Below are 23,941 nucleotides of genomic sequence, written 5' to 3'. Positions count from 1 at the left end.
CCGTGCGACACTCGATCCTCTCCTCCCTGCGCGCCCACCTCGGCCGCCTGGTCGCCGCCTGCCTGGCGATCGTGCTGGGTGTCGGGTTCGGCACCCTGGCGATGACCGTGCACGCCTCGGCCACGCACGGCATCGACGAGACCATCGGCAAGCAGAACGCCGGGGTCGACGCGGTGATCGCATCAGAACAGGCCTCGATCTCGCCGGCCGACCTGGCCGCGGTCAAGAAGCTGCCGCAGGCCGCCTCCGTCATCGCTGACACCACCGCCTACCTGCAGGTCGCGTGGGCCGGCCAGGTGCGGGCGAACTCGCTCGGCATCGACGCCCGGTACGACACCTCCCGGATCGCCGGCCCGACCACCATCTCCGGGCGGTTGCCGGAGGCAAAGAACGAGCTCGCGCTGCCGGCAGGGCTGGCCGACAAGTACAAGGTCGTCCTCGGCCAGCAGTTGACGGTCACCTCGTACGACGACAAGCACTGGACTGTGACAGTGGTCGGTCTGCTCGACGACAGCTCCTCGGTCGGTGGGGCGAACGCGGTCGCGACGGCCGAGACCGTGCACACCTTCGAGCCGCAGGGCGACATCAACTACATCAAGGCCGCGGCCGCTCCTGGTGTGAGCCAGGCGGCCCTGACCGCTGCGATCGGCGGGGTCGTGAACAAAGGCCTGAAGATCTACACCGGCGACGCCTGGCTCGAGCGCGAGGTGCAGAGCCTCACTCATGGCATCGACGTGCTCGGCGGTGTGTTCGGCATGTTCGCCGTGATCGCCCTGTTCGTCGCCTGCCTGGTGATCGCCAACACCTTCACCATCGTGATCACCCAGCGGACCCGCGAGATGGCGCTGCTGCGATGCGTCGGCGCGTCCCGCCGGCAGGTGTTCTCCTCGGTACTGGCCGAGGCGAGCGTCGTCGGTCTGGTCGCCTCCGGCATCGGTGTGGTCCTCGGCGTCGCGCTGTCCGCGATCGCGCTGACGCTGGCCCGGACCTTCGACTGGGGCCTGCCGCCGATCGACTTGCACCTCGACCTGGCGTCGGTCTTCGTCCCGCTGCTGATCGGCACGATCGCGACGATCGCGGCGGCCGTCGTACCGGCGCGACGGGCGACCCGGGTCGCTCCGCTGGCCGCGCTCCGACCTGAGGCGGCCCCGGTCGCCAAGTCCAGGGCCGGCGTCGTGCGCTTGGTCTTCGGCTTCCTCCTGCTGGCCGGCGGCGGTGCGCTGCTGGCCCTCGGAGCGCAGTCGAACCAGGTGATCGCCGGGGTGGCCGGCGGCCTGAGCTCCTTCCTCGGAGTCCTCGCCATCGGCTCGCTGCTGGTGCCCGCTCTGGTCAGGTTGCTGGGCGCGTTGCCCGCGCGGAGCGGTGGGGTGCCCGCGCGGATCGCTGTCGCCAACGCCGTCCGGAACCCGCGGCGGACCGCCGCGACCACGTCGGCGCTGCTGATCGGCGTCACGCTGATCAGCCTCACCTGCGTCGGGATCGCCTCGGTCCGCAAGACGTTCGACGTCACGATGGACAAGGAGTACCCGGTCGACGTCACGCTCAAGGTGTACGACGAGAAGATGCCGGCCACCGCGGCCAGGCAGCTCGCGGACATCAAGGGCATCACCCAGGTGGTGCCGGTCAGGACCGCGACGGTCAAGTCCGGCGCCGAGACGCTGGAGATCGCCGGGATCGACCAGGCGACCGCGGGTTCGGTGATCCACAGCCTGACGCTGGTCAACCAGTTGCAGCCCGGTACGGCGCTGCTCGACCGCAACACGATGTCCATGCTCGAGGTGCAGGACGGCTCGACCGTCACCATCGTCTCGGGCAAGGAGAAGCTCACCCTCAGGGTCCTCCAGGCCAAGGGACTGGAGCCGATCACCGTCACCCAGACCGACCTGCAGAAGCTCGCACCGAACGCGGAGGTGAAGGGTTACTGGCTCGCCTCCGACCCGAAGGCCGACGGCCCCAAGGTGATCGACGAGCTCAAGCAGTCGCTCCCGACGGTGAAGAGCCTGAGCATCTCCGGCGGTCTGGCCGAGCGGAGCTTCTACACCAAGGTGTTCGACGTGCTGCTGCTCGTCGCGGTCGGACTGCTCGGGGTCTCGGTGCTGATCGCGCTGGTCGGCGTCGGCAACACGCTCAGCCTGTCGGTACTGGAACGGACCCGCGAGAACGCCCTGCTCCGGGCGATGGGCCTGACGCGACGGCAACTGCGGGGCATGCTCGCGGTCGAGTCGTTGCTGATGGCACTCGTCGCGGCAGGCCTGGGCATCGTGCTCGGCCTGATCTACGGCTGGACCGGAACGGCCGCGCTGATGGGTGCCCAGGTCGGCGACGGCGGCATCCAGTACGCCGTACCGGGCCGGCTGCTGCTGACGATCGCGCTGGTCGCGGCCGTGGCCGGTCTGCTCGCCTCGGTCCTCCCCGCCCGGCGCGCCGCCAAGGTCGCACCGGCCGGGGCACTCGCCACCGAGTAGTAGCTAGACGATCTCGATCCGATTCCCGTGGCCGTCGGCGGTGTGGAACCGCCGGCGGCCCGGAATCGTCTCGTTGTCCCACTTCACCGGGTAGCCCAGCTCGGCCAGGCTCTTCGCCAGCGCGTCGAGGTCGTCGACGGCCAGCGCGGGGTGTGCCTTCAACGCCGGGCGGAAGTCCGCCTCCACGCCGACGTGCACCTCAGCCGTCCCCGCCTTGAACCAGCAGCCGCCGCGAGCCGCCAGCAGCGGCGGCTTCTCCAGCTCGGTCATCCCGAGCGCGTCGCGGTAGAAGGCGCGAGCCACCTCCTCACCACCGGCCGGACAGGACACCTGCACGTGGTCGAGTCGCATCAGCTCTCCTTCCGGGCAACAGCGAAGATCCTGCGGAACGGGAGCACCGTGCCGAACGACCGTTGTGGATATGCCTCCGCCAGCCGAGCGCCGTACTCCGTCTCGAACCGTGCGCGCAGGTCGTCCGGCAGGGACTGGAGAACCGGCCGGGCGCCCGTCCCCTTCACCCACTCGAGTACTGCGTTGTCTCCCTGCAGGATGTGGCTGTACGTCGTCTCCCACGCGTCGACCGAGCACCCCTCAGCGCTGAGCGCGGCCACGTACTCCGCCGGGCCGGGCACGTCCGCTCGCAACGACGACCCGGCCGCGTACTGGGCGTACGGGTCGGTGCCGGCGAGTTCGCGCAGGATCGCGTGCGACGGGGCGTTGCCGTTGCCGGGGATCTGGATCGCGAGCCAACCACCGGGCTTGAGCGCGCGGACGAAGCCGGGCAGCAGGTCGAGCTGCTCGGGGATCCATTGCAGGGTGGCGTTGGTGACGATCACGTCGATCGACTCCGGCGGCGCGGTCCACTCGCGCAGATCGCCGACCTCGAAGGTCAGCCGGTCCGAGGCCAGCGGCTGGGCGGCCTCGATCATCTCGGCCGAGCTGTCGACGCCGTGCACAACCGCAGCAGGCCATCGATCCAGCAGGGTGGCGGTGAGGTTTCCGGGGCCACAGCCGAGGTCGAAGACCACCAGCGCCGCACCTCTCCCGCCGCTGGCTCCACCGGACATCTGACCCAGGGCAGCTTCCCCCGCGTTGCCGAGCTGGACTCGTGCGACCAGGTCCGCGAACGGGCGGCCTCGTTCGTCGGCGTATTTGCCGTACTGCTGGGGGTTCCAGACCGGTGAGGTCCGCATCGGGACGCCCTTCTCTCGTGATCTCTTGATGTCGAGATACTTTACGCTCGCGAGTTGTCTTGATGTCAAGAGTCTTGATGGCATAGTCTCGAAGCATGAGAGACGAGGTCGACCGCCTGATCGAGGCCTGGCGCCGGGAACGGCCTGACCTCGACGTGGCGCCGATGGAGGTGCTCTCCCGGGTCAGCCGGCTGGCCCGGCACCTGGACCGCGCCCGCAGCCAGGCGTTCGAGACCCACGGACTGGAGTCCTGGGAGTTCGACGTGCTCGCCGCGCTGCGCCGGGCCGGCAAGCCGTACCAACTCTCCCCCGGGCGGTTGCTCAAGGAGACCCTGGTGACATCCGGGACGATGACGAACCGGGTGGACCGACTGGCCGCCCGCGGCCTGGTCGAGCGACTCCCGGACCCGGCGGACCGCCGCGGCGTCCTGGTGCAACTCACCGACGCAGGCCGCGACTCGGTCGACGCAGCGATGGCCGATCTGCTCGCGCACGAGCGGCGGCTGCTCGGCTCGATCAGCGAACGCGACCAGGCGAAGATCGCCCGGGTACTGCGCGAACTGGTCGGTCCGTTCGATCTCGAAAAGCAGTGATCGGGCATTCCGGCGGGGCGTGAAGAAATCCGCCCGAATTGTGGCGGAATAATCCGAAAAGACGGCGCGTCACTTAATGCCCCCGACGATCGTTGCAGGTTGCAACGAGATCGAGAGATTGCTGTAGCGGACGACTATCGACACTGAGTGACGGCCGGACTAGTGTCCTCACCATCGGTGCTTGATCAGCTACAGAATGTTCTCATCCGGTGAACTTCGGCGGCAAGAGGTGGTCCGCCGAGGAAGGTCGGTGGTGTCCGGGGCTCGGGGCCCGGACAACAGCGACACAACGGGGCCCGCTCACCCGGTAGTCGTGGCATACCCTCCCAATCACAGGGGATCGGAGGGTGTGCCGCGACTCAGTTCCAGCGGGATTTGATCATGTATACATTCTGCGAATTACACTGCTATTCCGCGCGCTCGGCCGCTTCGAACCACGCGGTTTCCAGCTCGGCCCGTTCTTCCGCGAGCTTGCGCAGCTCCGTGTCGAGCTCGGCCAGCCGCTCGTAGTTGCTCGCGTTCGCCGCCAGTTGGTCGTGCAGCCTGGCCTCGGACTCGGTGAGCTTGCTGAGCTGCCGCTCGATCCGGTTCAGGTCCTTCTTCGCCGCCCGGGCCGCGGCCGCGTCGACGACCGGCTCAGGTTCCGCAGCTGCCTCGGTCGTCGCCTCGACCACCGGCGTGGCGGCGACGCGGCGCGGCGCAGTACCGGATTCGAGTTCTTGCAGGTACTGGTCGACGCCGCGAGGGAGGTGCCGGACGTTGCCGTCGCCCATGATCGCGTAGACCATGTCGCTGACCCGCTCCAGGAAGTACCGGTCGTGGGTGACGACCACGACGACACCCGGCCAGCCGTCGAGGAAGTCCTCGAGCACGGTGAGCGTCTCGACGTCCAGGTCGTTGGTCGGCTCGTCGAGGATCAGCACGTTCGGCTCGTCGAGCAGGATCCGCAGCAGCTGCAGCCGGCGACGCTCGCCACCGGACAGGTCACTGATCCGGGTGGTCAGCTTGTCGCCGGTGAACCCGAACCGCTCGAGCAGCTGCGACGAGGTCATCTCCCCGCCACGGCCGGCCAGGGCCGCAGTACGGCGGATGTCGCTGATGTGTGCGAGCACGGTGACCGAGCCGTCGAGGTCCTCCAGCGTCTGGGAGAGGTTCGCGATGCGGACCGTCTTGCCCTGCTTGACCTTGCCGGAGTCCGGCGGCAGCAGTCCGGTGAGAACGTTGAGGAAGGTGGTCTTGCCGGCGCCGTTCGGGCCGAGCAGACCGATCCGGTCGGCCGGGCCGAGGCGGAAGGTGACGTGGTTCAGCATCACCCGGTTGCCGAACGACAGGCTGACGTCCTCGGCGTCGAATACGTCCTTGCCGAGCCGCGAGGTCGCCAGTTGCGCGAGGGCGAGCTTGTCGCGCGGGGCGGGCTCGTCCTCGATCAGGGCGTTCGCCGCCTCGATCCGGAACTTCGGCTTCGACGTCCGGGCCGGGGCGCCGCGGCGGAGCCAGGCGAGCTCCTTCTTCATCAGGTTCTGCCGCTTGCCCTCGACGACCTGCTCGTTGCGCGACCGCTCCGCCTTCGCCAGCACGTAGGCGGCGTAACCACCCTCGTACGAGCTGACCTTGCCGCCCTGGACCTCCCAGGTGTTGGTACAGACGGCGTCGAGGAACCAGCGGTCGTGGGTCACCACGATCAGCGCGCCGGCACGATCCACCACGTGATCGGCGAGCCAGTTCACCGCCTCGATGTCGAGGTGGTTGGTGGGCTCGTCGAGGATCAGCAGGTCGACGTCGGTGAGCAGCAGCTTCGCCAGGGACACCCGGCGCCGCTCACCACCGCTCAGCGTGCCGACCTGTGCTTCGTGGGCGACGCCGCCGAGCAGGTGCTCCATGACGGACCGCGCCCGCGGGTCGGCGGCCCAGGTGTAGGTCTCGGCACCACCCAGTACGGCGTGCGCGACGGTCTGCGTCGGCTCCAGGTCGTCGCTCTGCCCGAGGTACCCCAGCCGCAGATCCCGGTTGTGCGTGATCCGCCCGGCATCCGCCGTCTCTCGCCGCGCGAGCAACCGCAGCAGCGTCGACTTGCCGTCGCCGTTCCGCCCCACCACGCCGATGCGCTCACCCCGGCCGACGCCGAGACTCACCCCGTCGAGCAGGGTCCGGGTTCCGAAGCCCTTGGAAACGGCTTCCAGATTGACAAGGTTGGGTGCAGGGGTAGCGGCCATAACTCGCCCAGCCTAGTTGAGCCCCGGTAACAACTCCGACTAGGTCTGGTTGAGGTGGAGGAGGTATTGCTTCTGGTTGAGGGGGTTGCCGTCGGTTCGGGGGTGGTGGGGTGGGGGGCCGGGGACGGGGTGGAAGCCTTCGAAGGTGGTGAGGAGGACGCCTTCGCCGTGGGTGAGGCCGGGGAGGTGGGACTCGAAGGCGTGCAGGCGGCCGGCTGGGATGAGGCCGGTCAGGTGTGCCTGGTCCGGGGCGACGGTGGTGTCCTCGACCGTGGCCAGGGACTCCGCGAGCTTCGCCAGCACCGGAGCGACCGCGTCGGGCGGCACCTCGAGCTCGAAGCGGTTGACCGGCTCGCACACTCGCGTCCCGGCTTCCTGCAGCGCCTGCATCAGGACCAGCGGAACCAGCCGCCGGAAGTCCGCGGCCACGGTCATCGGAGCGATGTACCGCGTGTGGATGAGGTCCACCCTGCAGTCCGGGACCTCCCAGCCGTACAGACCTTGCTGCAGGCATTGCCGGGCGGTCTCCTCGATCGCCGTGTGGAACGCCCTCGGCAGTCCGCCGAGTTCCACCTCCAGCCGGTAGTCGATCCCAGGACCACCGGGTGAGACGCGGAAGCCGACTCCCGCGTACCAGAGGTTGTCCGGTTCGCCGATCATGCGCACCGCAGTACCAACGCCGACCGGTCGCTCGATGTGGATCGGCTGCGTCTCGGCGAAGGTGACAGACAGCCCGTACTCCGTCTCCAGCAGCGACGCGATCACCTCCTTCTGGACCTCGCCGTACAGGTGGACCGAGATCTCCTGACCGACCGGGTTCTTGCGGACCTGGATCAGCGGATCCTGCTCGGCGAGTTGCTGCAGCGCGACGTACAACTTTGTGCGGTCGGCCGACTCGACGACGGTCTCCAGCGTCGGTGGGGAGAAGAGCTGCCCGGCTCGCTCCACCGGACGACCGAGCTGATCGCCGATCTGGATCTCTTTCAGACCGCGCAGCGCCACGATCCGCCCGGCCTCCGCCGCGTCGACCGGGATCGTCCCGCCGCGCTCGAAGACCCGCACAGACGTCGGCTTCGCGGTGTACGACGTTCCGCCGCGTCGCAGGTCGACGTACTCGCGCGAGCGCAGGGTGCCCGCGAAGACCCGAGCGGAGGCGATCTTCTCCCCGGCCGGACCGCGTTCGACCTTGAACACCGTGCCCTGCAACAGATCCGCCGGAGAGCCCGTTGCTCGCGGCAACCACTGGCGGATGCCCTCGATCAACTCGGGAACACCGTCACCGGTCATCGCCGAGCCGAAGTACACCGGATGGGCGAGGCACTCCCCCACCTGCCGGGCGAGCTCGCACGGGTAGTCCTCCGAGGCCAACGTGCCGTCAAGATACCGCGCCAGGAAGGTGTCGTTGTGGTCGGCAAGCAGTTCCCCGAGGCTGTCCAACGGAACAGGATGACTCCGGGCGGCACGAGTCCCGAGGTCGCTCACGGTCGACAGCGGCGCCGCGCTCGGTGTGAGGAGCCGCCTGATGTCGGCGAGCAGGTCGTCGTACCTGGCGCCCATCCGGTCGGTCTTGTTCACGAACAGCAGCGTCGGGATGCGCAGCCGGCTCAGCGTGCGCATCAGGAGCCGGGTCTGCACCTGGACGCCCTCGACCGCCGAGATCACCAGCACGGCGCCGTCCAGGACGGACAGCGCGCGCTCGACCTCGGCGATGAAGTCGGAGTGGCCCGGGGTGTCGATCAGGTTCACGGTCAGGTCGCCGAGTTCGAAGGAGACGACCGCCGAGCGGATCGTGATGCCGCGCCGGCGCTCGAGGTCCATCGAGTCGGTGCGGGTGCTGCCGTCGTCCACGCTGCCGACGTGGTCGATCACACCGGCCGCGTGCAGCAGGCGTTCGGTCAGACTGGTCTTGCCGGCGTCAACATGCGCCAAGATGCCCATCGTCAGGGTGTTCAAAGGTCCTCGCGGGTGCGTCGCAGCGATCAGGAGTGATGGCGTAGATCGACACCCGGCGCATCTGGAACTCCCTCTCACTGGCTCTCGCGGGACAAACGTTTGTTGATGGTAATGCGGTTCATTACCGGACGCACCTGTTTTTATCCACCCCTTCCAACGGCGTCCGCCCGCCCAGTAGCCTGCGCCCCACGGCGGCCCAGGTCTTGCTCGAAAACTTCGCGGAACAAGGGATTCCGGGCGCCGTGGGGAGAAACAAGGAGCTCCTATGTCACTGACGGACGACTACCTCGCCGCTGCTGCCGAACGCGGGCCAAAAGCCAGTGCGATCCTCTCGGCGGCCGCACCGAAGCTCGATGCGACCACCTTTCTCGGCCGATGCCTGAGCCGCCCAGCCTTCCTCGGCGCGACCGAGTACCGGCAGCTCAAGGCCGATCTCGACCTGCTGCACTCCGCTCTGACCCGGCTGCCCGAGCGCGTCTTCGGCGGCGACCTCGCCGAGTTCGCCCGGTACGTCGGGCTGACCGAGCCGCAGGTCCAGGCCGTCTCCCGCGGCCGCGGGCCGGCGCCCAGCCGGATGGGCCGCGCGGACATGTACCGCGACGAGCAGGGCTTCCACCTGCTCGAGATCAACATGGGCAGCACCGTCGGCGGTGTCGACAACCCGGTGCTGAACGCGGCGATGCTCGAGCACCCGTTCATCGCCGAGTTCGTGGCGGCGAACCAGTTGACCAACGCCGAGACGATGGAGGACGTCGTCCGGACCATCCTGACCGAGGCGAAGGTGCCGACCGGCGTACGGCCGGTGATGGCGATCGCCGACTTCCCGGACAGCTACCCGGACCTCGAACGCCAACTGCACAAGAGCGCGGAGATGCTCGCCCCGCTGGGGATCGACGCGCTGCCCTGCCCGGTCGACGCGCTCGAGTACCGCGACGACCGGATCTGGCTGGGCGACCGCGCGATCGACGTGGTGTTCCGGCTGTTCATGATCGAGGACGTGCTGAAGCCCGGCGCGGTCGAGATGCTGGAGCCGGTACTGCAGGCCTCCGAGCGGGGGCACGTCTCGATCTTCACGCCGCTGGACGCCGAGCTCTACGGCAGCAAGGGATCGCTCGCGCTGCTGTCGGACGAGGCGTACCGCGGCCGCTACCCCGCGGACGAACTCGCTGCTCTGGACCGGATCCTGCCGTGGACCCGGATGGTGCGCAGCGGCCCGGTCACTGTGGACGGGCAGCAGGTGGATCTGCTCGAGCACGCCATCGCGAACCGCGAGGAGCTGGTGCTCAAGCCGACCGCCCTGCACGGTGGCGACGGCGTACTGCTGGGCTGGCAGACCGACGAGGCCACCTGGGCCGCCCGGCTGGCCGAGGCGATGGACAACCCGTGGGTCTTGCAGCGCCGGATCCGGCCGGTGCCGGAGGAGTTCCTGACCGACGACGGCAGCGAGCAGTGGCTGCTCACCTGGGGCGCGTTCCTGGTTTCCGGCGGGCTCGGCGGCTTCCTGATCCGCGGCTCCCAGGAGCTCGACGGAGGCGTTGTCAACATGGCCACCGGGGCCACCGCCACCTGCTGTTTCTACCAGCTGTGAGCCTTCAAACGTTCGTTTACACCAGCGGGATGAGAACCCCTTGTTTGCAAGGGTTTTCCGTCTGGCGGAGGGTTCCGGCGGAGGAGTAACGTCGCGGACTGCGACCGATCCGGTGGCAAGCGTCACCGGGTCGGCGCATGTCCACCGACCGTTATCGCCGCTCGGGCAGGAGCCGCCTCGCATGACCACCACGACCGCCACCGGCGTCACCGTTGTCATCGTTCCCCCCGCCACCGCCAACGGGCCGATGCATGTCGGCCACCTCTCCGGTCCCTACCTGGCCGCCGACATCGCCGCCCGGGCCGCTCGCGCCCGCGGTGAACGCGTCGTCACGACCGCCGGGTTCGACGTACACCAGAACTGGGTGCTGACGCGGGCCGAGAAGGAAGGCGTCGACGTCGAGAAACTGGCCGCCTCGTTCCGCGAGGAGATCGTCACCGCGCTGGATGCCGCCAGGATCCAGTACGACGTGTTCCTCGATCCGCAGAGTCCGGAGTACCAGCGCGGTGTCACCACCCTCGCCGCCGATCTCACCACCGCCGGGTGCTTCCCGATGCGCGAGCTCACCCTGCTCGCCTGCGCGGACTGCGACCGCACCCTGCACCAGTCGTACGTCGTGGGCAAGTGCGCGTGGTGCGGCTCGGAGGCCGCGGGAGGTGGTTGCGAGGGCTGCGGCGGTTACACCTCGGCCGAGAACCTGATCGACCCACACTGCAACCGCTGCGGCGGCGAACCCCGGCCCTTCGCGGCGACCGTGCCGGTACTGCCGATGGAGGACTACCGCGAGGAACTGATCGAGGTCTGGCTGCGCGCCGAACTGTCGGACCGCGCTCGCCAGATCGTCACGCACTACCTGGAGAACCGGCTCCCCGACGTCCCGATCGCGTATCCCACCAACTGGGGACTCGCCGGCACCGGGCCGCACTCGGGTCTGCGGCTCGAGGTCTACGCCGAGGTCGGCCTGAGCAACCTGTACGGCGTTGCGGAGTCGCTCAAGCCCGGGTCGCTCGGGCTGGAGGACACGACCGAAGCGTGGTCCGAAGTTGCCGGACTCTGGCACTTCAACGGGATCGACAACGGGTTCTACTTCGCGTTGTTCTGGCCGGCCGTCTACCTGGCCGCGGGGGTTCCGCCCGAGGCAATCGGTGGCGCGCAGGTCAACGAGTTCTACACGCTCGACGGAGAGAAGTTCTCGACCAGCCGCAACCATGCGATCTGGGCGAACGACTTCCTCGACCAGGAGGACGTCGACATCGTCCGCCTCTACCTCGCCTGGGACCGGCCGGACCGATTCGCCAGTGACTTCACGCTCTCGTCGTACCGCGAGTTCGAGGCCTACGTGCGTCCGCTGCTGGATGGTGCCCGTGGCAACAATGTCGGCGAGGTGGCGCACGACGGCACGATGCCGCCGACGATGGCCGAGGCCGACGTGACCCGCGGGGTCGCCGCGTTGAAGCCGCGCGGCTTCGACCCGGCGCTCGCAGTACGAGCGGTGCTGACAGGCATGGCCGCGAGTGCGCCCGGCGCGGAGATGCTCCTCCAGATCCTGACCGGAAGGTGACCGTGGAAACCCCCAACTACGACGGCCGCATCTTCCGCCCGGTCGGCAATCCGCCCGGCGCGCCGACCGGCCGCTACCACCAGAACGGCAAGCTGATCTGGGCCGAGTTCGGCGGCGGAAGGCTCCACTTCGGCCGCCTGGTAGGCACTTGCGACGCCGACGGCACCATCGACGCCAGCTACTGCCAACTGGCCACCGACGGCGGCGTAACAGCCGGCCGAGTTCTCAGCATCCCCGGCTACACCGACGACGGCACCCTGACCCTCACCGAAAACTGGCGCCGCCTGGACGGCTCCTCCGGCATCTCCGTCATAGAAGAAGTAGACCCCGCCCTAGCACCACCACCCCCCGAATCCCTCACCGGCTGACCACGTCTCAGCTCCACCGGCACGATGGCGCTCACCCAGGGCCGCACCACCACGAGCTCTCCGATCCTGCAGCGCCTTGGGTTTGTCTCGTACGGCCATGAGCACTCTTATCGACTCCCATTGGGATGACTCGCAAGGTTGCCGGCGCGGATAGAGCGACCGCTCCCGCCCGCTATCGATCGACAGGCACACGCCGCGCGACGATGGCGGCATGGGGTCGTTTCCCGTCAGCGCGGCTCTCCGTCGCTTCGACCTGAAAGCCCGATTCCGCCAGCCGCTGTGACATCTCTTCGATCGACCAGAAGTAGGCGGTCGTCACGGCATGCGAGAACGGCTCAACCTGCGCGCCTTCGAACATGCCGAGAAGCAAACTGCCACCGTCGCACAGGCAACGTGCGAACTCGCCGAGGATGCGGGGCACGTCGTCAGGCTCGGTGTGGATGATCGAGTACCACGACAGAATCCCCGCCAACGAGCGATCGGGCACGCCAAGGTTCTGCAGCTCCGCAACGCGGTAGGAGACAGCGGGAAACCGCGATCGGGCGATGTCCACGAAGCGCGGCACAAGATCGACACCCTCGACGTCACAGCCCTGGCCGCTCAGAAAGTCAGTCCACTGCCCAGGCCCGCACCCGGCGTCGATGATGCGGCCCGTGATCCCGCCGGCCCACTGGGACACCAGCTTGCGGTCGAGTTCGTGCATCGCCTCCGTCGAGGCGAACAGGTCGGCGTATTCAACCGCCCGTCGGCCATAAGCATCCCGCACATCATCCACAGACACTGGCAACCCCTAGCAACCCGGCATTCGATCGTTGCCGACATCACGACGCCGCCATCAGAGCGGCGCCGACCACAACTCGGCACGACATGCTCCCATGTCCGCGAGCCATCGCCGCTGCCGATCCGAGGGAGATTGTGCACGGCTCGGACAACGCCTGCTCCCAGCGCAGCGTTCCAACCTCGCTCCCGGCGACGTCGGTACCCTCCTTGCCGACTCACCTGAGTCGGGTCGACGATCGCGGACAGCTGGCTCTCAGCCTCTGGACGCCGCACTGCCGCAAGTGGAGGAGCGGCGTGGGCGCGGTAGTCGCGGTTGGTGCGGAGTTAGTCGGGGCTGGGGTGGGGGTGGGTGCCGGTGTGGTCTACGAGGAATTTGTAGCCGTGGGGGGTGATCCATTCGAGGGCGTTGTCGTTGAGGTGGCGGACTTTCCAGAGGCCGTGGGTTTTGACCCGGTGGCTGTAGCGCCGCAGGGGTGCGAGGTTGGTTGTGCTGGTTTGGCCTGGTGGGCCGGTTGGGTTGAAGGGGTGTATGTGGTCGATGTCGGTGCTGTAGGTGGTGTCGCCTGTGCCGAAGGGGAACTGCTCTACGGGATGCATGAGCTTTATCCGTTCGCGGATCCGGTCGGGGATCTCGTAAGCGTCGACACTGACCTTGTCGTTCAGATCGATGACTGGACGCAGGACGATCTGGTCGTGTCCGAGTAGTTCGCTCAACCGGGCCGCGAGCACCGGGCCGAACCCTTCGACTCGCGCGACGCCTTCGCCCGCGAACAGAGTCTCGCCGGCCACGTGCACATAGAGGTTTGTCCGCCCGGGTTTGCGAAGGTCTGCGCCAGCAGAGCCGGCGGCGTACGCCGCTTGTCTGATCGCTGCCACCTTCTCGGCCAACATTCGCCATTCCTGCTCGGGCCGCTCGGACTGCTCGGGTCGCTCGGACTGCTCGGGCCGATCTCCCTGCTTGGCCTCTGCAGGCTCGGCCGTCCTTACTGGACCCGCATCTTTGGCACCGCTTGCGGCCGAAGGTGCGTCATCGTCCGCGCGGTTCGCGTCGGAGGTGTGGCTGGCGGACGCGATCGGCTGGGGTGAGCTCAGGTTGGCATCGTGCCGGGCACCGGCGTAGTCGCTCCGCTTCGCAACCTCACCGCCGTGGTTCGCGTCGGATGCCTGGTCGGGTTCGGGCGCTGCCGTTGTGGTCGGTATGGGGTTGGTCTTGGTGAGGACGTGGGCTACATCCAGCAACTGGTGGGCGAGTTTGGGGTCGGCGAGGATGCCGATTGCCTTGGCTCGGCGACGGTCCAAGGGAGAGGTGTCGCCGAGGGCGGCGAGTGCGTCGGCGAGCTGGGTGAGGGTCGCGTCCAGGCGGATCACGTCACCCGTTGCTGCGCGGACGAAGAGGGTAGTGGTGCCGTGGTCGTCTGTTCGGCCGGTCCACACGCCACGCTCCCGGGCCTTCTCCTCGGCTGCTTTGCGGGCGGCTTCCGGATCGGCCTGCCAGGTAGCGGCTTTGACGATGAGGCTCAGTCGGTACGGCGTGACCGAGTCGATGATGCCGGCCACTCGCCGGTCGACGATCGCCGCGGCTTCCATCGAGAGCGTCACGCAGGCGGTTGCGACCTGACATGCCTTCCAGGGTGTTGCCCGGTCGGACTGCACTTCTTCCCAGACCTTCGGGAGACGGTGTCGCAGGGAGAGCGCCTGACCGATGAACCGGGCTGAGGCTGCTGCTGATCGACCGGTCACGGCGCCGAACTCGGCGGGAGCGAATTCGGCGATACTTGGGCAGCCGGGACCGCCGTACACCTTGTGACGTTCGCTTCCGGGGATCGTCTCGTCGCCGGGAATCATCGACGTCCCCGGGAACAGGTCAGCGTAGTGCGCGGCGAGCTGGAGCAGTTGAGCATCAACCTGGCGCTGCATGGCATGCAACCGTGCCGCCGCGGCGAGGGTCTCGGCGGCATCGAGGTCGGCTACATCCATGTCGAACATGCGTTCGATTCTATAGCAGCAAAACGGGCCGCCACGAACGTTCGTCATCCGTTTTTCCCTTATCCACAACGGAAAACGTCACACAGCCCAGGACTCTCGGACGAGATATACAGAGGGCCAAACCCGCTGATGGTAACCGCTGCTGTGGTGCCGGTGGAGTGAGCCAAACTTTCCGGCATGGGGCGAGTTGAGGGTCGAGAAGGATGGCTGGGTGAGCAGACAGCAGAGGCCGTCACGGCAGCTGTCGGTGGACAGCAGATCCAGCTCGTGTAGGCCGTGTTGAAGGACGAGTTGTCGCTGGCCGAGGCAGCACGTCGGCATGGGGTGTCCTCGGCGACGGTGGGCAACTGGCGCGACCGGTTCGTCGACGCTGTCCCTTCGTCGAGCTCGAGGCCCTGAGAGCGGCACATGGCGTGTCGGTCTCGAGGTCCGCGCCGGCGACCCTCCGAACGGGCCATGGCCGGCGCCGAGAGTGGACGCGATCGAGGCAGTCGCCGCGAAGTACGCAGCGGGTTGGCCCCTCGGGGGCACCCCAAGATCGCCGCGATGATGCGTGCCGAAGGTCACCCGGCGTCCACCTCCACCGCTCAGCTGGGCCTTCCGCCGTCGAAGTCGCCCTGTTCCGCCGCATCTACAATGCTCTGCGACCCCGCCAGGCCCTCGAACGAACGCACACCACGTGCGGCTTACCTCGCCGTTCGGATACTGCGATCAGCGTGTGGCCATTGGCGGACCCGCTGGTTGACTGGGAGGTCCTGACATGACCAGTAAGTTCACCGAGCTTGCGATCGACTGTGTCGATCCCAACGGTCTCGCCCGGTTCTGGTGCTCGGTTCTTGACTACGAGGTGCAGGGCGAGGACGACGGAACTGTCATTATTGGCTCCCCTCTGGTGCCTGAAGGCAAGAACCACCTTGGCCCAGTGCCACCGACGTTGACATTCGCGCGCGTGCCCGAGGGCAAGACCATCAAGAACAGGCTCCACCTCGACGTCAACCCAACCGACAGGGAGCAGGACGAAGAGGTTCGTCGCCTGCTCGACCTAGGTGCCCGACACGCCGACGTCGGCCAAACCGGCGATGAGAGCTGGGTCTGTCTTGCCGACCCGGAGGGGAACGAGTTCTGCGTCCTTGCTGGCCGCCGCCCCTGATCGGAGTCCGCACACCACGCCAGACCTACCAAACTTCTTGACTCATGACGCCGCAGGAGCGGAGCCCCACGACTGAACCAACGCACTCATCTTCCTTTATCCACAAGGGAGAACATCACACCACCCGGGACCCTCAGACGAGATATGCAGCCTCGCATCGACATCCACACAGCCAAAACGACGACTAGCGGTTGATGGGAGCCGGGTGGATTCGGGCGCCGGGGACTGGGCCTTCGGCTTGGCGGACCATTCGGCAGAGGCCCGATTCGGCTAGTTCTACGGCCAGATCGACGGCTCGGCGGCTGTCGGCGGCGAGGAAGAGGCAGGTGGGGCCGGAGCCGGAGATCATTGCGGCCAGGGCGCCTTGGTCGAGGCCGAACTGGAGGGTGTCCGCGAGCTCCGGGCGCAACGACAGCGCCGCGACTTGCATGTCGTTGCTAAGGGCAATCGCGAGCGCGGTGGGCTCGCCGGAGAGAAGCGCGGAGAGAAGTTCCGGCTGGACCTCGGGCTGCTCCACCCGGCGCAAGGGGCGGAGGCGGTCGAGTTCCTGGAAGACAGCAGGGGTGGAGAGGCCGCCCTCGGCGATGGCGAAGACCCAGTGGAACGTACCGCGGGACATCACCTCCGTGACCTGCTCACCGCGGCCGCGTCCCAACGCCGTATGCCCGACCAGGCAGAACGGTACGTCGCTGCCGAGCTCCGCGCCGACGTGCTCCAACTCAGCCTGGGACAACCCGAGTCCCCACAGCCGGTTGCACGCCACCAGCGTCGCGGCGGCGTCGGTGGATCCGCCCGCCATGCCGCCGGCGACCGGGATGGTCTTGCGGATGACGAGGTCGACGCCTTCCTCGACGTCGTACTCCGCTTGCAGCAACCGGGCCGCCCGGACCGCGAGGTTCGAGTCGTCGGCCGGGACGTCGTCCGCGAAGTCGCCGACCACCTCGACCGTGACACCGTCGTCGTCCCGCAGCGTCGCGGTGACGTCGTCGTACAGCGCGACGGCCTGGTAGACGGTGGCAAGCGGGTGGAACCCGTCCGGACGCGGCGGGCCGACGGACAGGCCGAGATTGATCTTGGCCGGCGACCGGACCGTGACCTGGGCTTGAGGTGGCACTGGCACAGGTTAGTGCCCTTCGGAGGCCGCGCCCGCGATCCGAGCGAATTCGGTGATGCCGAGCATCTCGCCGCGCAGCTTCGGGTCGATGCCCGCGGCCCCCAGTACGGCGTCCAGCCGGTCGCGGTCCGGCATCCACCGCGACAGTGCCGAGCGGAGCGTCTTCCGGCGCTGCGAGAAGGCCGCCTCGATCACCGCGAACACCTCCTCGCGCGTCGCGGCGGTGGCGGGTGGCTCACGCCGCTCGAAGGCGACCAAGCCGGAGTCGACGTTCGGGGCCGGCCAGAACACGTTCCGGCCGATCGGCCCGGCGCGGCGGACGTCGGCGTACCAGGCAGCCTTGGCGGACGGTACGCCGTACGTCCGGGAGCCGGGGGGCGCCGCGAGCCGGTCGGCGACCTCGGACTGGACCATGACGAGGCCGTGCCGTAGCGACGGCGAGATCGCGAGCAGATGCAGGAGCACCGGTACGGCGACGTTGTACGGGAGGTTCGCCACGCAGGCCTCGGGGGTGCCGATCTGCGCCGGCAGCACGTTCATCGCGTCCGCCTCGACCACGGTCAGCCGGTCGGCCTGGTTGGGCGCGTACTTCGCGATCGTGCCCGGCAGCGCCTCGGCCAGCACCGGGTCGATCTCGACCGCGGTGACCCGATGGCATTCGGCGAGCAGAGCCAGCGTCAGGGAGCCGAGTCCGGGGCCGACCTCAAGCACGGTCTCGCCGGTGTCGGACAGGTCGGCGGCGCGGACGATCCGGCGAACGGTGTTCGGGTCGATGACGAAGTTCTGGCCGCGCTGCTTGGTCGGGCGGACGCCGAGCGACTCGGCCAGCGAACGCACTTCCGCCGGACCGAGAAGCCTCGGTCCGGCGGAAGTGGATGATGAATCAGCGCTGGTCACACACGCCAGTCTGTCAGGCTCAAGCCCTCTGGCCGCAGACCGGCCAGGCGCCGTAGCCACCGCGGTCGGCCTTGACCTTCTCCGCGATCGCGATCTGCTGCGCCTTGGAGGCCAGGTGGGCGTTGGCCGCGTAGGCGTCGCCGCCGTAGGCCACCCAGGTGCCGTGGTCGAACTGCAGGCCGCCGTAGTACCCGTTGCCGGAGTTGATCGACCAGTTGCCGCCCGACTCGCACTCGGCGATCCGGTCCCAGGCGCCGGTGTTACCGCTCGGCGGCGGGGTGGTGTCGGTGGTCGGCTCTTCGGGCTTCGGCTTGGTGCCGACCGTGACCAGCTCGTCGACCGGCTGCTTCACCACGGTGGCGGTGACGAGCTTCTTGCTGGTCAGCTTGCCGTCCAGGTAGGTCAGCACGTACTTGACCGACTTCGTCCCGAGGGCGCCCTTGGTGGTGGTCTTGGTCTCGCCCTCGGTCAGCGTGGCCGACTTGGTCTTCTTCGTGGAGAAGGCGATGGCCTGCCTCTCGGCGACGGTCCTCACGTCGACCTTGACCACGGTGATCCGGTTGACGCCCGGCTTGAGAGCCGTCGTCGGCACCGGCACGACCCGGTCGTCACGGTCGAAGGCGACCTTGGCGCCGGTCAGCGCCTCGGCGACGGTGGAAGCCATCGACTTCACGGCCACCACCTTGCCCTGCCGGACGATCTGGACGGTCTTCGGAGTGCGGACCACGAGCTCCAGGCCCTCGCGCCCGATGGGGGCGCTGCGGCTGGTGGAGAACACGGCTCCGTCGTACCGCAGGCCCAGGTCGGCCAGCGCCTCGTTCACGCTGTCGGCCGTGGTCCAGAAGCTTCTCTTGGTGCCGTCCGCGTTGACGGTCAGCTGGCGGCCGTACTGCACCGCGATCTCCTGACCCTCCCGCAGCTTGGAGTCCAGCGAGGGCGCGACCACGTCACGCTCACCGACCTGGATCTTCTCCGCCTTCAGGGCGTCCGCCACGGTGGAGCCGAAGGTGTGAACCTTCTGCACCTGGCCGTCGACGGAGAGGCTCACGGTCTTGCTCTTGCTCGCATAGGCCACAGAGCCGCCCACGACGGCGAACACAGCCGTGGCGCCCACGACCGCGATGATGGACTTACGCACTAACGCTCCCAGGTAGAGCTACCCGGGCACGGGGTGGGACAGCACTGGCAAACGCCGCGAATGCCGGGTTGCAGGGCCCGGAAACCACGGTCTTCGCCGAGGGGCGTGCTCTCCAGGACCTTCCCCGATCCCGGCCAACATCACGAGACAGTAACGAAGAAGTCCCGAGAGTGCCAATCCCCTCGCCGGGAAAGCCGGAAAAGGTGTAATGGGGCGCTTACGCTTCGTGTTGTCCCCAGTGGCCCCGATGGACCACTTCGGCGGTCGTCCGGCGCCCTCTTTTCAGCGACGGGGACCGCCGGTCCGGAGCCCGGTAGCCGATCGAGATGACCCCGATCGGATCGAACCCGTCGGGTACTCCGAACTCCGCCTTCAGCCGGCCGACCTTGTCCGCCGGAGGCCCGAAAAGGCAAGCACCCAAGCCTTCGTCGACCACCGTCTGCAACATCAGCAGAGCCGCCATGCCGGTGTCGACGTACCAGTACGGCGCGGTCCAGTGCGACTCGTCCCGGTCGGTCCAGCCCTTGTCCGGCTCGGTGTACCGATCGAGGTACGCGTCCTTGTGCGCGAAGGCGAAGATCAGCAGCGGCGCCCGGCGCAACCCTGTGATCCACTCCACATACTTCTCGTCCGGGTTCTCGGCCGCGATCGACCAGTAGCGCTCCCGGTCGTCGCCCTCGAGGGTGAGGAACGCCCAGCCCTGGCTGAACCCGCCGGAGGGGGCCCGCAGGCCGTTCTCGAGGATGCGTTCCCGGATCTCCACCGGCACCGGCCGGTCGGCGTCGTAGTTGCGGACCATGCGCCGGCGGCGGACCACCTCACTGAACTCCATGCCGGACTGTCTATCAGCCGAGTAATCGAGCCAGCAGGTAGGTCTCGGTCCCGGCCAGCCCGACCGAGCAGAAGATCACCGTCTGGTCCGCCGACGTCCGCCCGGGCGCCTCCCCCGCCAGCACCGCGCCCAGACTGGTCAGTCGATCGTGCTGCTCGGTTCCGGTCAGGATGAAGGGCGGGTCGTACGCCGACGTCTGGGCGACCGAGTCCGTCACGGCGACGTCCGCGCGAGCGACCAGGTCCGGCCCGAACTCGGCGCGCCCGACCTGCTTCGGCCCGAGAGTGGTGACATAACCCCCCGGCGCGATCCAGGACGCCTCGACCACGGGCACCGGGCTGTTCGTCGCGAGCACCACCAGGTCCTTCCCCTCGACGGCCTCCCGCGCCGAGTCAGCGGCGGCCACCGGAAGCCCCAGCTCGGCGGAAACCCTTGCCACGAAGGCGTTCCGGCGTACCGGATCGCGGCTGAAGACGGACACCGAGGTGAGCGAGCGGACGGTCGAGATCGCCCAGAGCTGGTTCCACGCCTGGGTCCCGGTGCCGACCAGCCCCAGGCTGCCGGCGGTCGGGGCGGCGAGCGCGTCGAGGGCGACGGCGCCGATCGCGCCCACCCGGCGGGGACCGAGTTCGTTGCCGACGGCAAGCCCTCGGACAGCGCCGGTGTGCCACTCGTGCACGACGACCAGCTGAGCACCCGGGTCGAAGGAGAAGGAGTCGTAGGAGCGGTACCCGTACCACTCCCCCGTCAGGGCGCCGGTGGTGAAGACGAGTCGCCCGTCGCCGAGCTCCGTACTGACCCGAGGCGGGGTATGCAGCGCACCCGAGTGGGCGGCCAGCACGGCCTCACGCATCCAGCCGACGGCCGAGCGCGCGTCTAGGCGCTCGGCGATGTCGGCGTCGGTGAGGACTGTTACCACGAGCCGCCGAACGCCCGGTCGGCGTTGTCGGACAGGGCGCCGCACAGCTCGGCGACCGAGATGTTCAGCACGCCCGCCATCTTCCGGACCGTGTGCGGGATCAGGTACGACGCGTTGGGCTGGCCGCGGTGCGGGGACGGCGTCAGGTACGGCGCGTCCGTCTCGACTAGGACCCGGTCGAGCGGCGTGACGGCGAGAGCGTCCCGCAGCGACTGGGCGTTCTTGAAGGTGACCACGCCGGCGAAGCTCAGGAACGCGCCGCGGTTGACGCACTCGCGGGCGAACTCGGTGTCGCCGGAGAAGCAGTGCATCACCAGCCGGTCCGGCACGCCCTCGCGGTCCAGGATGGCCAGGATGTCGTCGTGTGCGTCGCGGTCATGGATCATCAGCGTCTTGTCCAGCCGCTTCGCCAGGTCGATGTGCGCGGCGAACGACTCATGCTGCGCGGCCTGGCCGTCCTGTCCGGTGCGGTAGTAGTCCAGCCCGGTCTCGCCGATCACCCGGACCTTGTCCGAGCTCTTCGCCAGTCGCTCGATCTCGGCCAGCGCATTGTCGAGCTCGCCCGCCGCCTGCAGACGCGGTGCTTCGTTCGGGTGCAGTGCTACGCCCGCGATGAGATTCGGGTACTGCTGGGCGGCTTCTACCGCCCAGAGCGCGCCGGGGAGGTCGCAGCCGACCTGGACGATCCGGGTCACCCCGACCGACGAGGCGAGCTTGATCGCCTCGGCCGCGCCCAGCCAGTTGCCGTCCTCGCCATCGGCGATGTCCAGATGGCAGTGCGCGTCGACGACGCTCATCGGCAGCGGGTCCGGCAGAGCGGGCCGGCTGCGGTCCCTGGATCGGCCGTCCTCTCCGATGGCAGCACGTTCCCGCGTCGGGCGTTCGACCTCCACACCGTCGGTAGACATGGTGCCCAGCCTACTTACCGCGGGCGGTGGATCCGCACGCGATCACCGCAGCCGGTAGATCCGGACGTCCTCGTTGCTGAAGACGCGGTCCGCGAGCTGGTCGAGCTTGGGCGACACCGGCCCGGCGCGCAGATCGCCGATGATCAGGGTGACGCCGACGTCGCCCGACAGGTTGGCGAGATGCTGCTTGGACGGCTTCTCGACCGCCATCCGGCTGTCCAGGACCCGATCGGGCCATGGCGACGGCTGCAGCAGGAAGCTCGTCTTGTGGTTGGTGGCCGCGAGGTTGGCCGGCGCATATGCCCAGCCCTCGATCAACAACTGCACCCCACTCAACCCGGAGATCCAGTAGGCATCATCCGGGCACCCCGGCCGATAACGGGCCGGCATGCAGAACACGTTGCTGACAGCCACATCATCGGGATGGGCGTGGTCGCGCAGCCAAAGCATCGCGCTCTGCTCGGCCGCGGTGAGATACGTGCGGTACCCGATGCCCGGCGACGCCAGCGGCTGGGTGGCCTTCTCCAGCGCCTGACCGAACACGATCACCTGCACAGGCAGGCTGGCCGCGACCGTCAGCACGATCACCTGTACTGCGATCGTCGCCGGCCGCCTCGCCCAGTTGATGCCCAGGATGACGACCGCTCCCACCACAGCCAGCACGGCGAACGGCCCGAGCAAACCGGCGGCAGCCCGGGCCACCGTGTGAGTGTTCGGGTCGGTCGGCCAGTAGAGATAGACCGTGACCGCCGTGAGAATGCCCGCCACACCGACGACGACGAGATCCCTGGTCCGCGTCCCGGGTGACAGGTTGACGCCGACGGCAACGACTCCGACCATCCCGAGCGCCAGGATCGCGCCCAGGAAGTGGTACTCCGAGTAGCCGGGGTGCGAGAACACCAATGTCACCCCGGTCCCCGCAGCCACACACCCACCGATCCACCAGTACGCCGGGTCTCGGCGTACCGGGTCCAGCTTCAGACCGAGCAACGTCAGCAGCCGGGGAGCGTCGATCAGCAGGTAGTACGCCAGCAGGGTCGCGCCGAACAACAGCATCCGGGGATCAGCTCCGGCCAGCGACTGGAGCACCCAGCCTCCGGTGGCCGGGTAGGTCTTCTCACCGCTCACGGCCTGGTAGTACGGCTGGACCCGCATCGACGCGAGCAACTGGACGCGGCTCCCGCCCGTACTACCGATCAGGGCGAAGGTGGAGGCCAGGAAGAATCCCGCGGCAACGCCGCCAAGAGCAACGAGTCGCCAGGGCGGCCGGCGTTCCGCGACCCAGCCGGCGACACCGGCGAAGGCACAGCCGACCAGCATGATCGGGAGCAGGGTCGGCTTGGTGCCGGTGGCCAGCGCCAGCAGCAGGATCATCGCGGCCCAGACACCCGGGCCGGCTTGTCGCCGCAGGATCAACACGGTCGGCCCGACCAGACCGAGCATCACCACGCCGGCCATCGTGCCGGTCGGACCCTGCACGGCCTGCGCGGCGGACATGTTGACCGAGGGGCTGTCCGCCAACTGCAGCGCACCCGGTAGTACTCCCGTCAGCGCGGCGGCGAGCGGCCCGGCCCAGGCGCGCTCGCTCAGCAACTCCCCCGCGGCCCAGCCGACGAGGACGAGCGTGATCGCCATGGTGAGCGGCCACTGATGCATCAGCACCTGCGGCGGCGGCACATCCGACATCACCGAGCCGCTCGCCATCGTGGCGTTCGCGAACCAGTGGTAGATCAGTGGCTCGCCCAGCACCGACGGGTCGGCCGGTGTCATATCGCGGATGAGTTCCTGGACGAGGCCCAACTGGTACCAGATGTCCTGGTGCCGGGCCGCCGCGATCGGCGGCAGAGGGATGGGCCGCAACACCACGACCACGGTCCGGACGATGGCCACCAGCAAACTCGTCGCCAGCAGCACGTGCCACCACAGCGGCGGCGCCACGCTGGTGCCGCGCCAGCTGAAGTGCGGCCGGAGAGCCGGGGTGAAAGCGAAGACCAGGAGCAGCGCCGCGACGGCGGCCCACTGGAGCAGCGGTACGCCGATCGCCGTGCAGGCGGCCCAGATCGCCAACTGCCAGGCCAGGCCGAGCACCGCGCCGAACCCGAGGTCCTGGGCAACCGACCGCCCGCCGGCCAGGACCCGCCACAGGAGCGTGCCAGGCAGCAGGACCGCGATCGACCAGGTAAACAGGTAGCGGATGCTCTCGCCACCGGAGTCGCCGATCCAGGCGAGCAGCAGGACTGCGCTGACAGGCACGAACAGCCACCACCACACGGTCGGCCCGGA

20 protein-coding genes are annotated in these 23,941 nt (G+C 68.4%); 7 read left to right on the top strand and 13 right to left on the bottom strand.

The window, feature by feature from the left end; all coding sequences use genetic code 11:
• Nucleotides 1-2: 2 nt before the first annotated feature.
• A complete protein-coding gene (locus tag EV648_RS11605; RefSeq protein ID WP_132289034.1) occupies nt 3-2,465 on the top strand; it encodes an ABC transporter permease in 2,463 nt (820 codons plus the stop codon).
• A 3-nt stretch (nt 2,466-2,468) separates the two neighbouring features.
• On the opposite strand, the gene EV648_RS11600 is transcribed toward EV648_RS11605, so the two are convergent.
• Together EV648_RS11600 and EV648_RS11595 are read right to left on the bottom strand one after the other, a co-directional pair.
• Complete coding sequence (locus EV648_RS11600) at nt 2,469-2,816, bottom strand: VOC family protein (protein WP_132289031.1); 348 nt, start codon at nt 2,814-2,816, stop codon at nt 2,469-2,471.
• On the bottom strand, nt 2,816-3,658 hold the full coding sequence (locus tag EV648_RS11595) for a methyltransferase domain-containing protein (protein ID WP_132289028.1): 843 nt from the start codon (nt 3,656-3,658) through the stop codon (nt 2,816-2,818). The genes EV648_RS11600 and EV648_RS11595 overlap by 1 nt, the downstream gene beginning before the upstream one ends.
• A gap of 95 nt (nt 3,659-3,753) precedes the next feature.
• Here EV648_RS11595 and EV648_RS11590 point away from each other — a divergent pair, with 95 nt between their 5' ends.
• The gene (locus EV648_RS11590; RefSeq protein ID WP_132289026.1) at nt 3,754-4,251 is read left to right on the top strand and encodes a MarR family winged helix-turn-helix transcriptional regulator; all 498 of its coding nucleotides are present in this window, start codon (nt 3,754-3,756) and stop codon (nt 4,249-4,251) included.
• Between the two features lie 407 nt (nt 4,252-4,658).
• Here EV648_RS11590 and EV648_RS11585 read toward each other — a convergent pair whose 3' ends face one another.
• Both EV648_RS11585 and EV648_RS11580 read right to left on the bottom strand, forming a co-directional pair.
• Nucleotides 4,659-6,464 carry an ABC-F family ATP-binding cassette domain-containing protein gene (locus EV648_RS11585; protein WP_132289023.1) on the bottom strand — a complete coding sequence of 602 codons (1,806 nt, stop codon included), beginning with the start codon at nt 6,462-6,464 and terminating at the stop codon, nt 4,659-4,661.
• Nucleotides 6,465-6,503: 39 nt separating this feature from the next.
• Nucleotides 6,504-8,402 (bottom strand): translation factor GTPase family protein, encoded by a 1,899-nt coding sequence (locus tag EV648_RS11580; RefSeq protein ID WP_199234553.1) that lies wholly within the window; start codon nt 8,400-8,402, stop codon nt 6,504-6,506.
• Between the two features lie 280 nt (nt 8,403-8,682).
• Here EV648_RS11580 and EV648_RS11575 point away from each other — a divergent pair, with 280 nt between their 5' ends.
• The 3 genes from EV648_RS11575 to EV648_RS11565 all read left to right on the top strand — a co-directional run bounded on the left by EV648_RS11575 (nt 8,683) and on the right by EV648_RS11565 (nt 11,934).
• The gene (locus tag EV648_RS11575) at nt 8,683-10,005 is read left to right on the top strand and encodes a hypothetical protein (RefSeq protein ID WP_132289017.1); all 1,323 of its coding nucleotides are present in this window, start codon (nt 8,683-8,685) and stop codon (nt 10,003-10,005) included.
• 181 nt (nt 10,006-10,186) lie between these two features.
• A complete protein-coding gene (locus EV648_RS11570; protein WP_132289014.1) occupies nt 10,187-11,566 on the top strand; it encodes a class I tRNA ligase family protein in 1,380 nt (459 codons plus the stop codon).
• Nucleotides 11,563-11,934, top strand: coding sequence for a hypothetical protein (locus tag EV648_RS11565; protein WP_206751938.1), 372 nt, complete (start codon nt 11,563-11,565; stop codon nt 11,932-11,934). Before EV648_RS11570 ends, EV648_RS11565 begins: the two co-directional genes overlap by 4 nt.
• A 172-nt stretch (nt 11,935-12,106) precedes the next feature.
• On the opposite strand, the gene EV648_RS11555 is transcribed toward EV648_RS11565, so the two are convergent.
• Both EV648_RS11555 and EV648_RS11550 read right to left on the bottom strand, forming a co-directional pair.
• Nucleotides 12,107-12,715, bottom strand: a complete 609-nt coding sequence (locus EV648_RS11555; RefSeq protein ID WP_199234552.1) for a class I SAM-dependent methyltransferase — start codon at nt 12,713-12,715, stop codon at nt 12,107-12,109.
• Nucleotides 12,716-13,038: 323 nt separating this feature from the next.
• Complete coding sequence (locus EV648_RS11550) at nt 13,039-14,748, bottom strand: hypothetical protein (RefSeq protein ID WP_132289008.1); 1,710 nt, start codon at nt 14,746-14,748, stop codon at nt 13,039-13,041.
• 228 nt (nt 14,749-14,976) lie between these two features.
• Between EV648_RS11550 and EV648_RS45170 the strand changes: the two genes are divergently transcribed.
• Together EV648_RS45170 and EV648_RS11540 are read left to right on the top strand one after the other, a co-directional pair.
• The gene (locus tag EV648_RS45170; protein WP_132289006.1) at nt 14,977-15,099 is read left to right on the top strand and encodes a helix-turn-helix domain-containing protein; all 123 of its coding nucleotides are present in this window, start codon (nt 14,977-14,979) and stop codon (nt 15,097-15,099) included.
• 361 nt (nt 15,100-15,460) lie between these two features.
• Nucleotides 15,461-15,850, top strand: coding sequence for a VOC family protein (locus EV648_RS11540; protein WP_132289003.1), 390 nt, complete (start codon nt 15,461-15,463; stop codon nt 15,848-15,850).
• 184 nt (nt 15,851-16,034) lie between these two features.
• Here EV648_RS11540 and EV648_RS11535 read toward each other — a convergent pair whose 3' ends face one another.
• The 7 genes from EV648_RS11535 to EV648_RS11505 form a co-directional block, all read right to left on the bottom strand.
• Nucleotides 16,035-16,970, bottom strand: coding sequence for a 4-(cytidine 5'-diphospho)-2-C-methyl-D-erythritol kinase (locus tag EV648_RS11535; RefSeq protein ID WP_132289000.1), 936 nt, complete (start codon nt 16,968-16,970; stop codon nt 16,035-16,037).
• Between the two features lie 3 nt (nt 16,971-16,973).
• On the bottom strand, nt 16,974-17,801 hold the full coding sequence (gene rsmA / locus EV648_RS11530; RefSeq protein ID WP_241995153.1) for a 16S rRNA (adenine(1518)-N(6)/adenine(1519)-N(6))-dimethyltransferase RsmA: 828 nt from the start codon (nt 17,799-17,801) through the stop codon (nt 16,974-16,976).
• Between the two features lie 79 nt (nt 17,802-17,880).
• Nucleotides 17,881-18,999 carry a resuscitation-promoting factor gene (locus tag EV648_RS44925; protein WP_132288994.1) on the bottom strand — a complete coding sequence of 373 codons (1,119 nt, stop codon included), beginning with the start codon at nt 18,997-18,999 and terminating at the stop codon, nt 17,881-17,883.
• Between the two features lie 217 nt (nt 19,000-19,216).
• The gene (locus EV648_RS11520) at nt 19,217-19,831 is read right to left on the bottom strand and encodes a nitroreductase family protein (RefSeq protein ID WP_132288991.1); all 615 of its coding nucleotides are present in this window, start codon (nt 19,829-19,831) and stop codon (nt 19,217-19,219) included.
• A gap of 13 nt (nt 19,832-19,844) precedes the next feature.
• Nucleotides 19,845-20,750 (bottom strand): ornithine cyclodeaminase family protein, encoded by a 906-nt coding sequence (locus tag EV648_RS11515; protein ID WP_132288988.1) that lies wholly within the window; start codon nt 20,748-20,750, stop codon nt 19,845-19,847.
• A complete protein-coding gene (locus tag EV648_RS11510; protein WP_132288985.1) occupies nt 20,744-21,658 on the bottom strand; it encodes a TatD family hydrolase in 915 nt (304 codons plus the stop codon). Before EV648_RS11510 ends, EV648_RS11515 begins: the two co-directional genes overlap by 7 nt.
• A 42-nt stretch (nt 21,659-21,700) precedes the next feature.
• The gene (locus tag EV648_RS11505) at nt 21,701-23,911 is read right to left on the bottom strand and encodes a hypothetical protein (RefSeq protein WP_241995060.1); all 2,211 of its coding nucleotides are present in this window, start codon (nt 23,909-23,911) and stop codon (nt 21,701-21,703) included.
• Nucleotides 23,912-23,941: the final 30 nt, after the last annotated feature.

This window comes from Kribbella sp. VKM Ac-2568, assembly GCF_004345365.1.
GTDB lineage: Bacteria > Actinomycetota > Actinomycetes > Propionibacteriales > Kribbellaceae > Kribbella > Kribbella orskensis.
The sequence above is the reverse complement of the archived record's forward strand: the minus strand, read 5'-3'. Positions and strand labels throughout refer to the sequence as shown.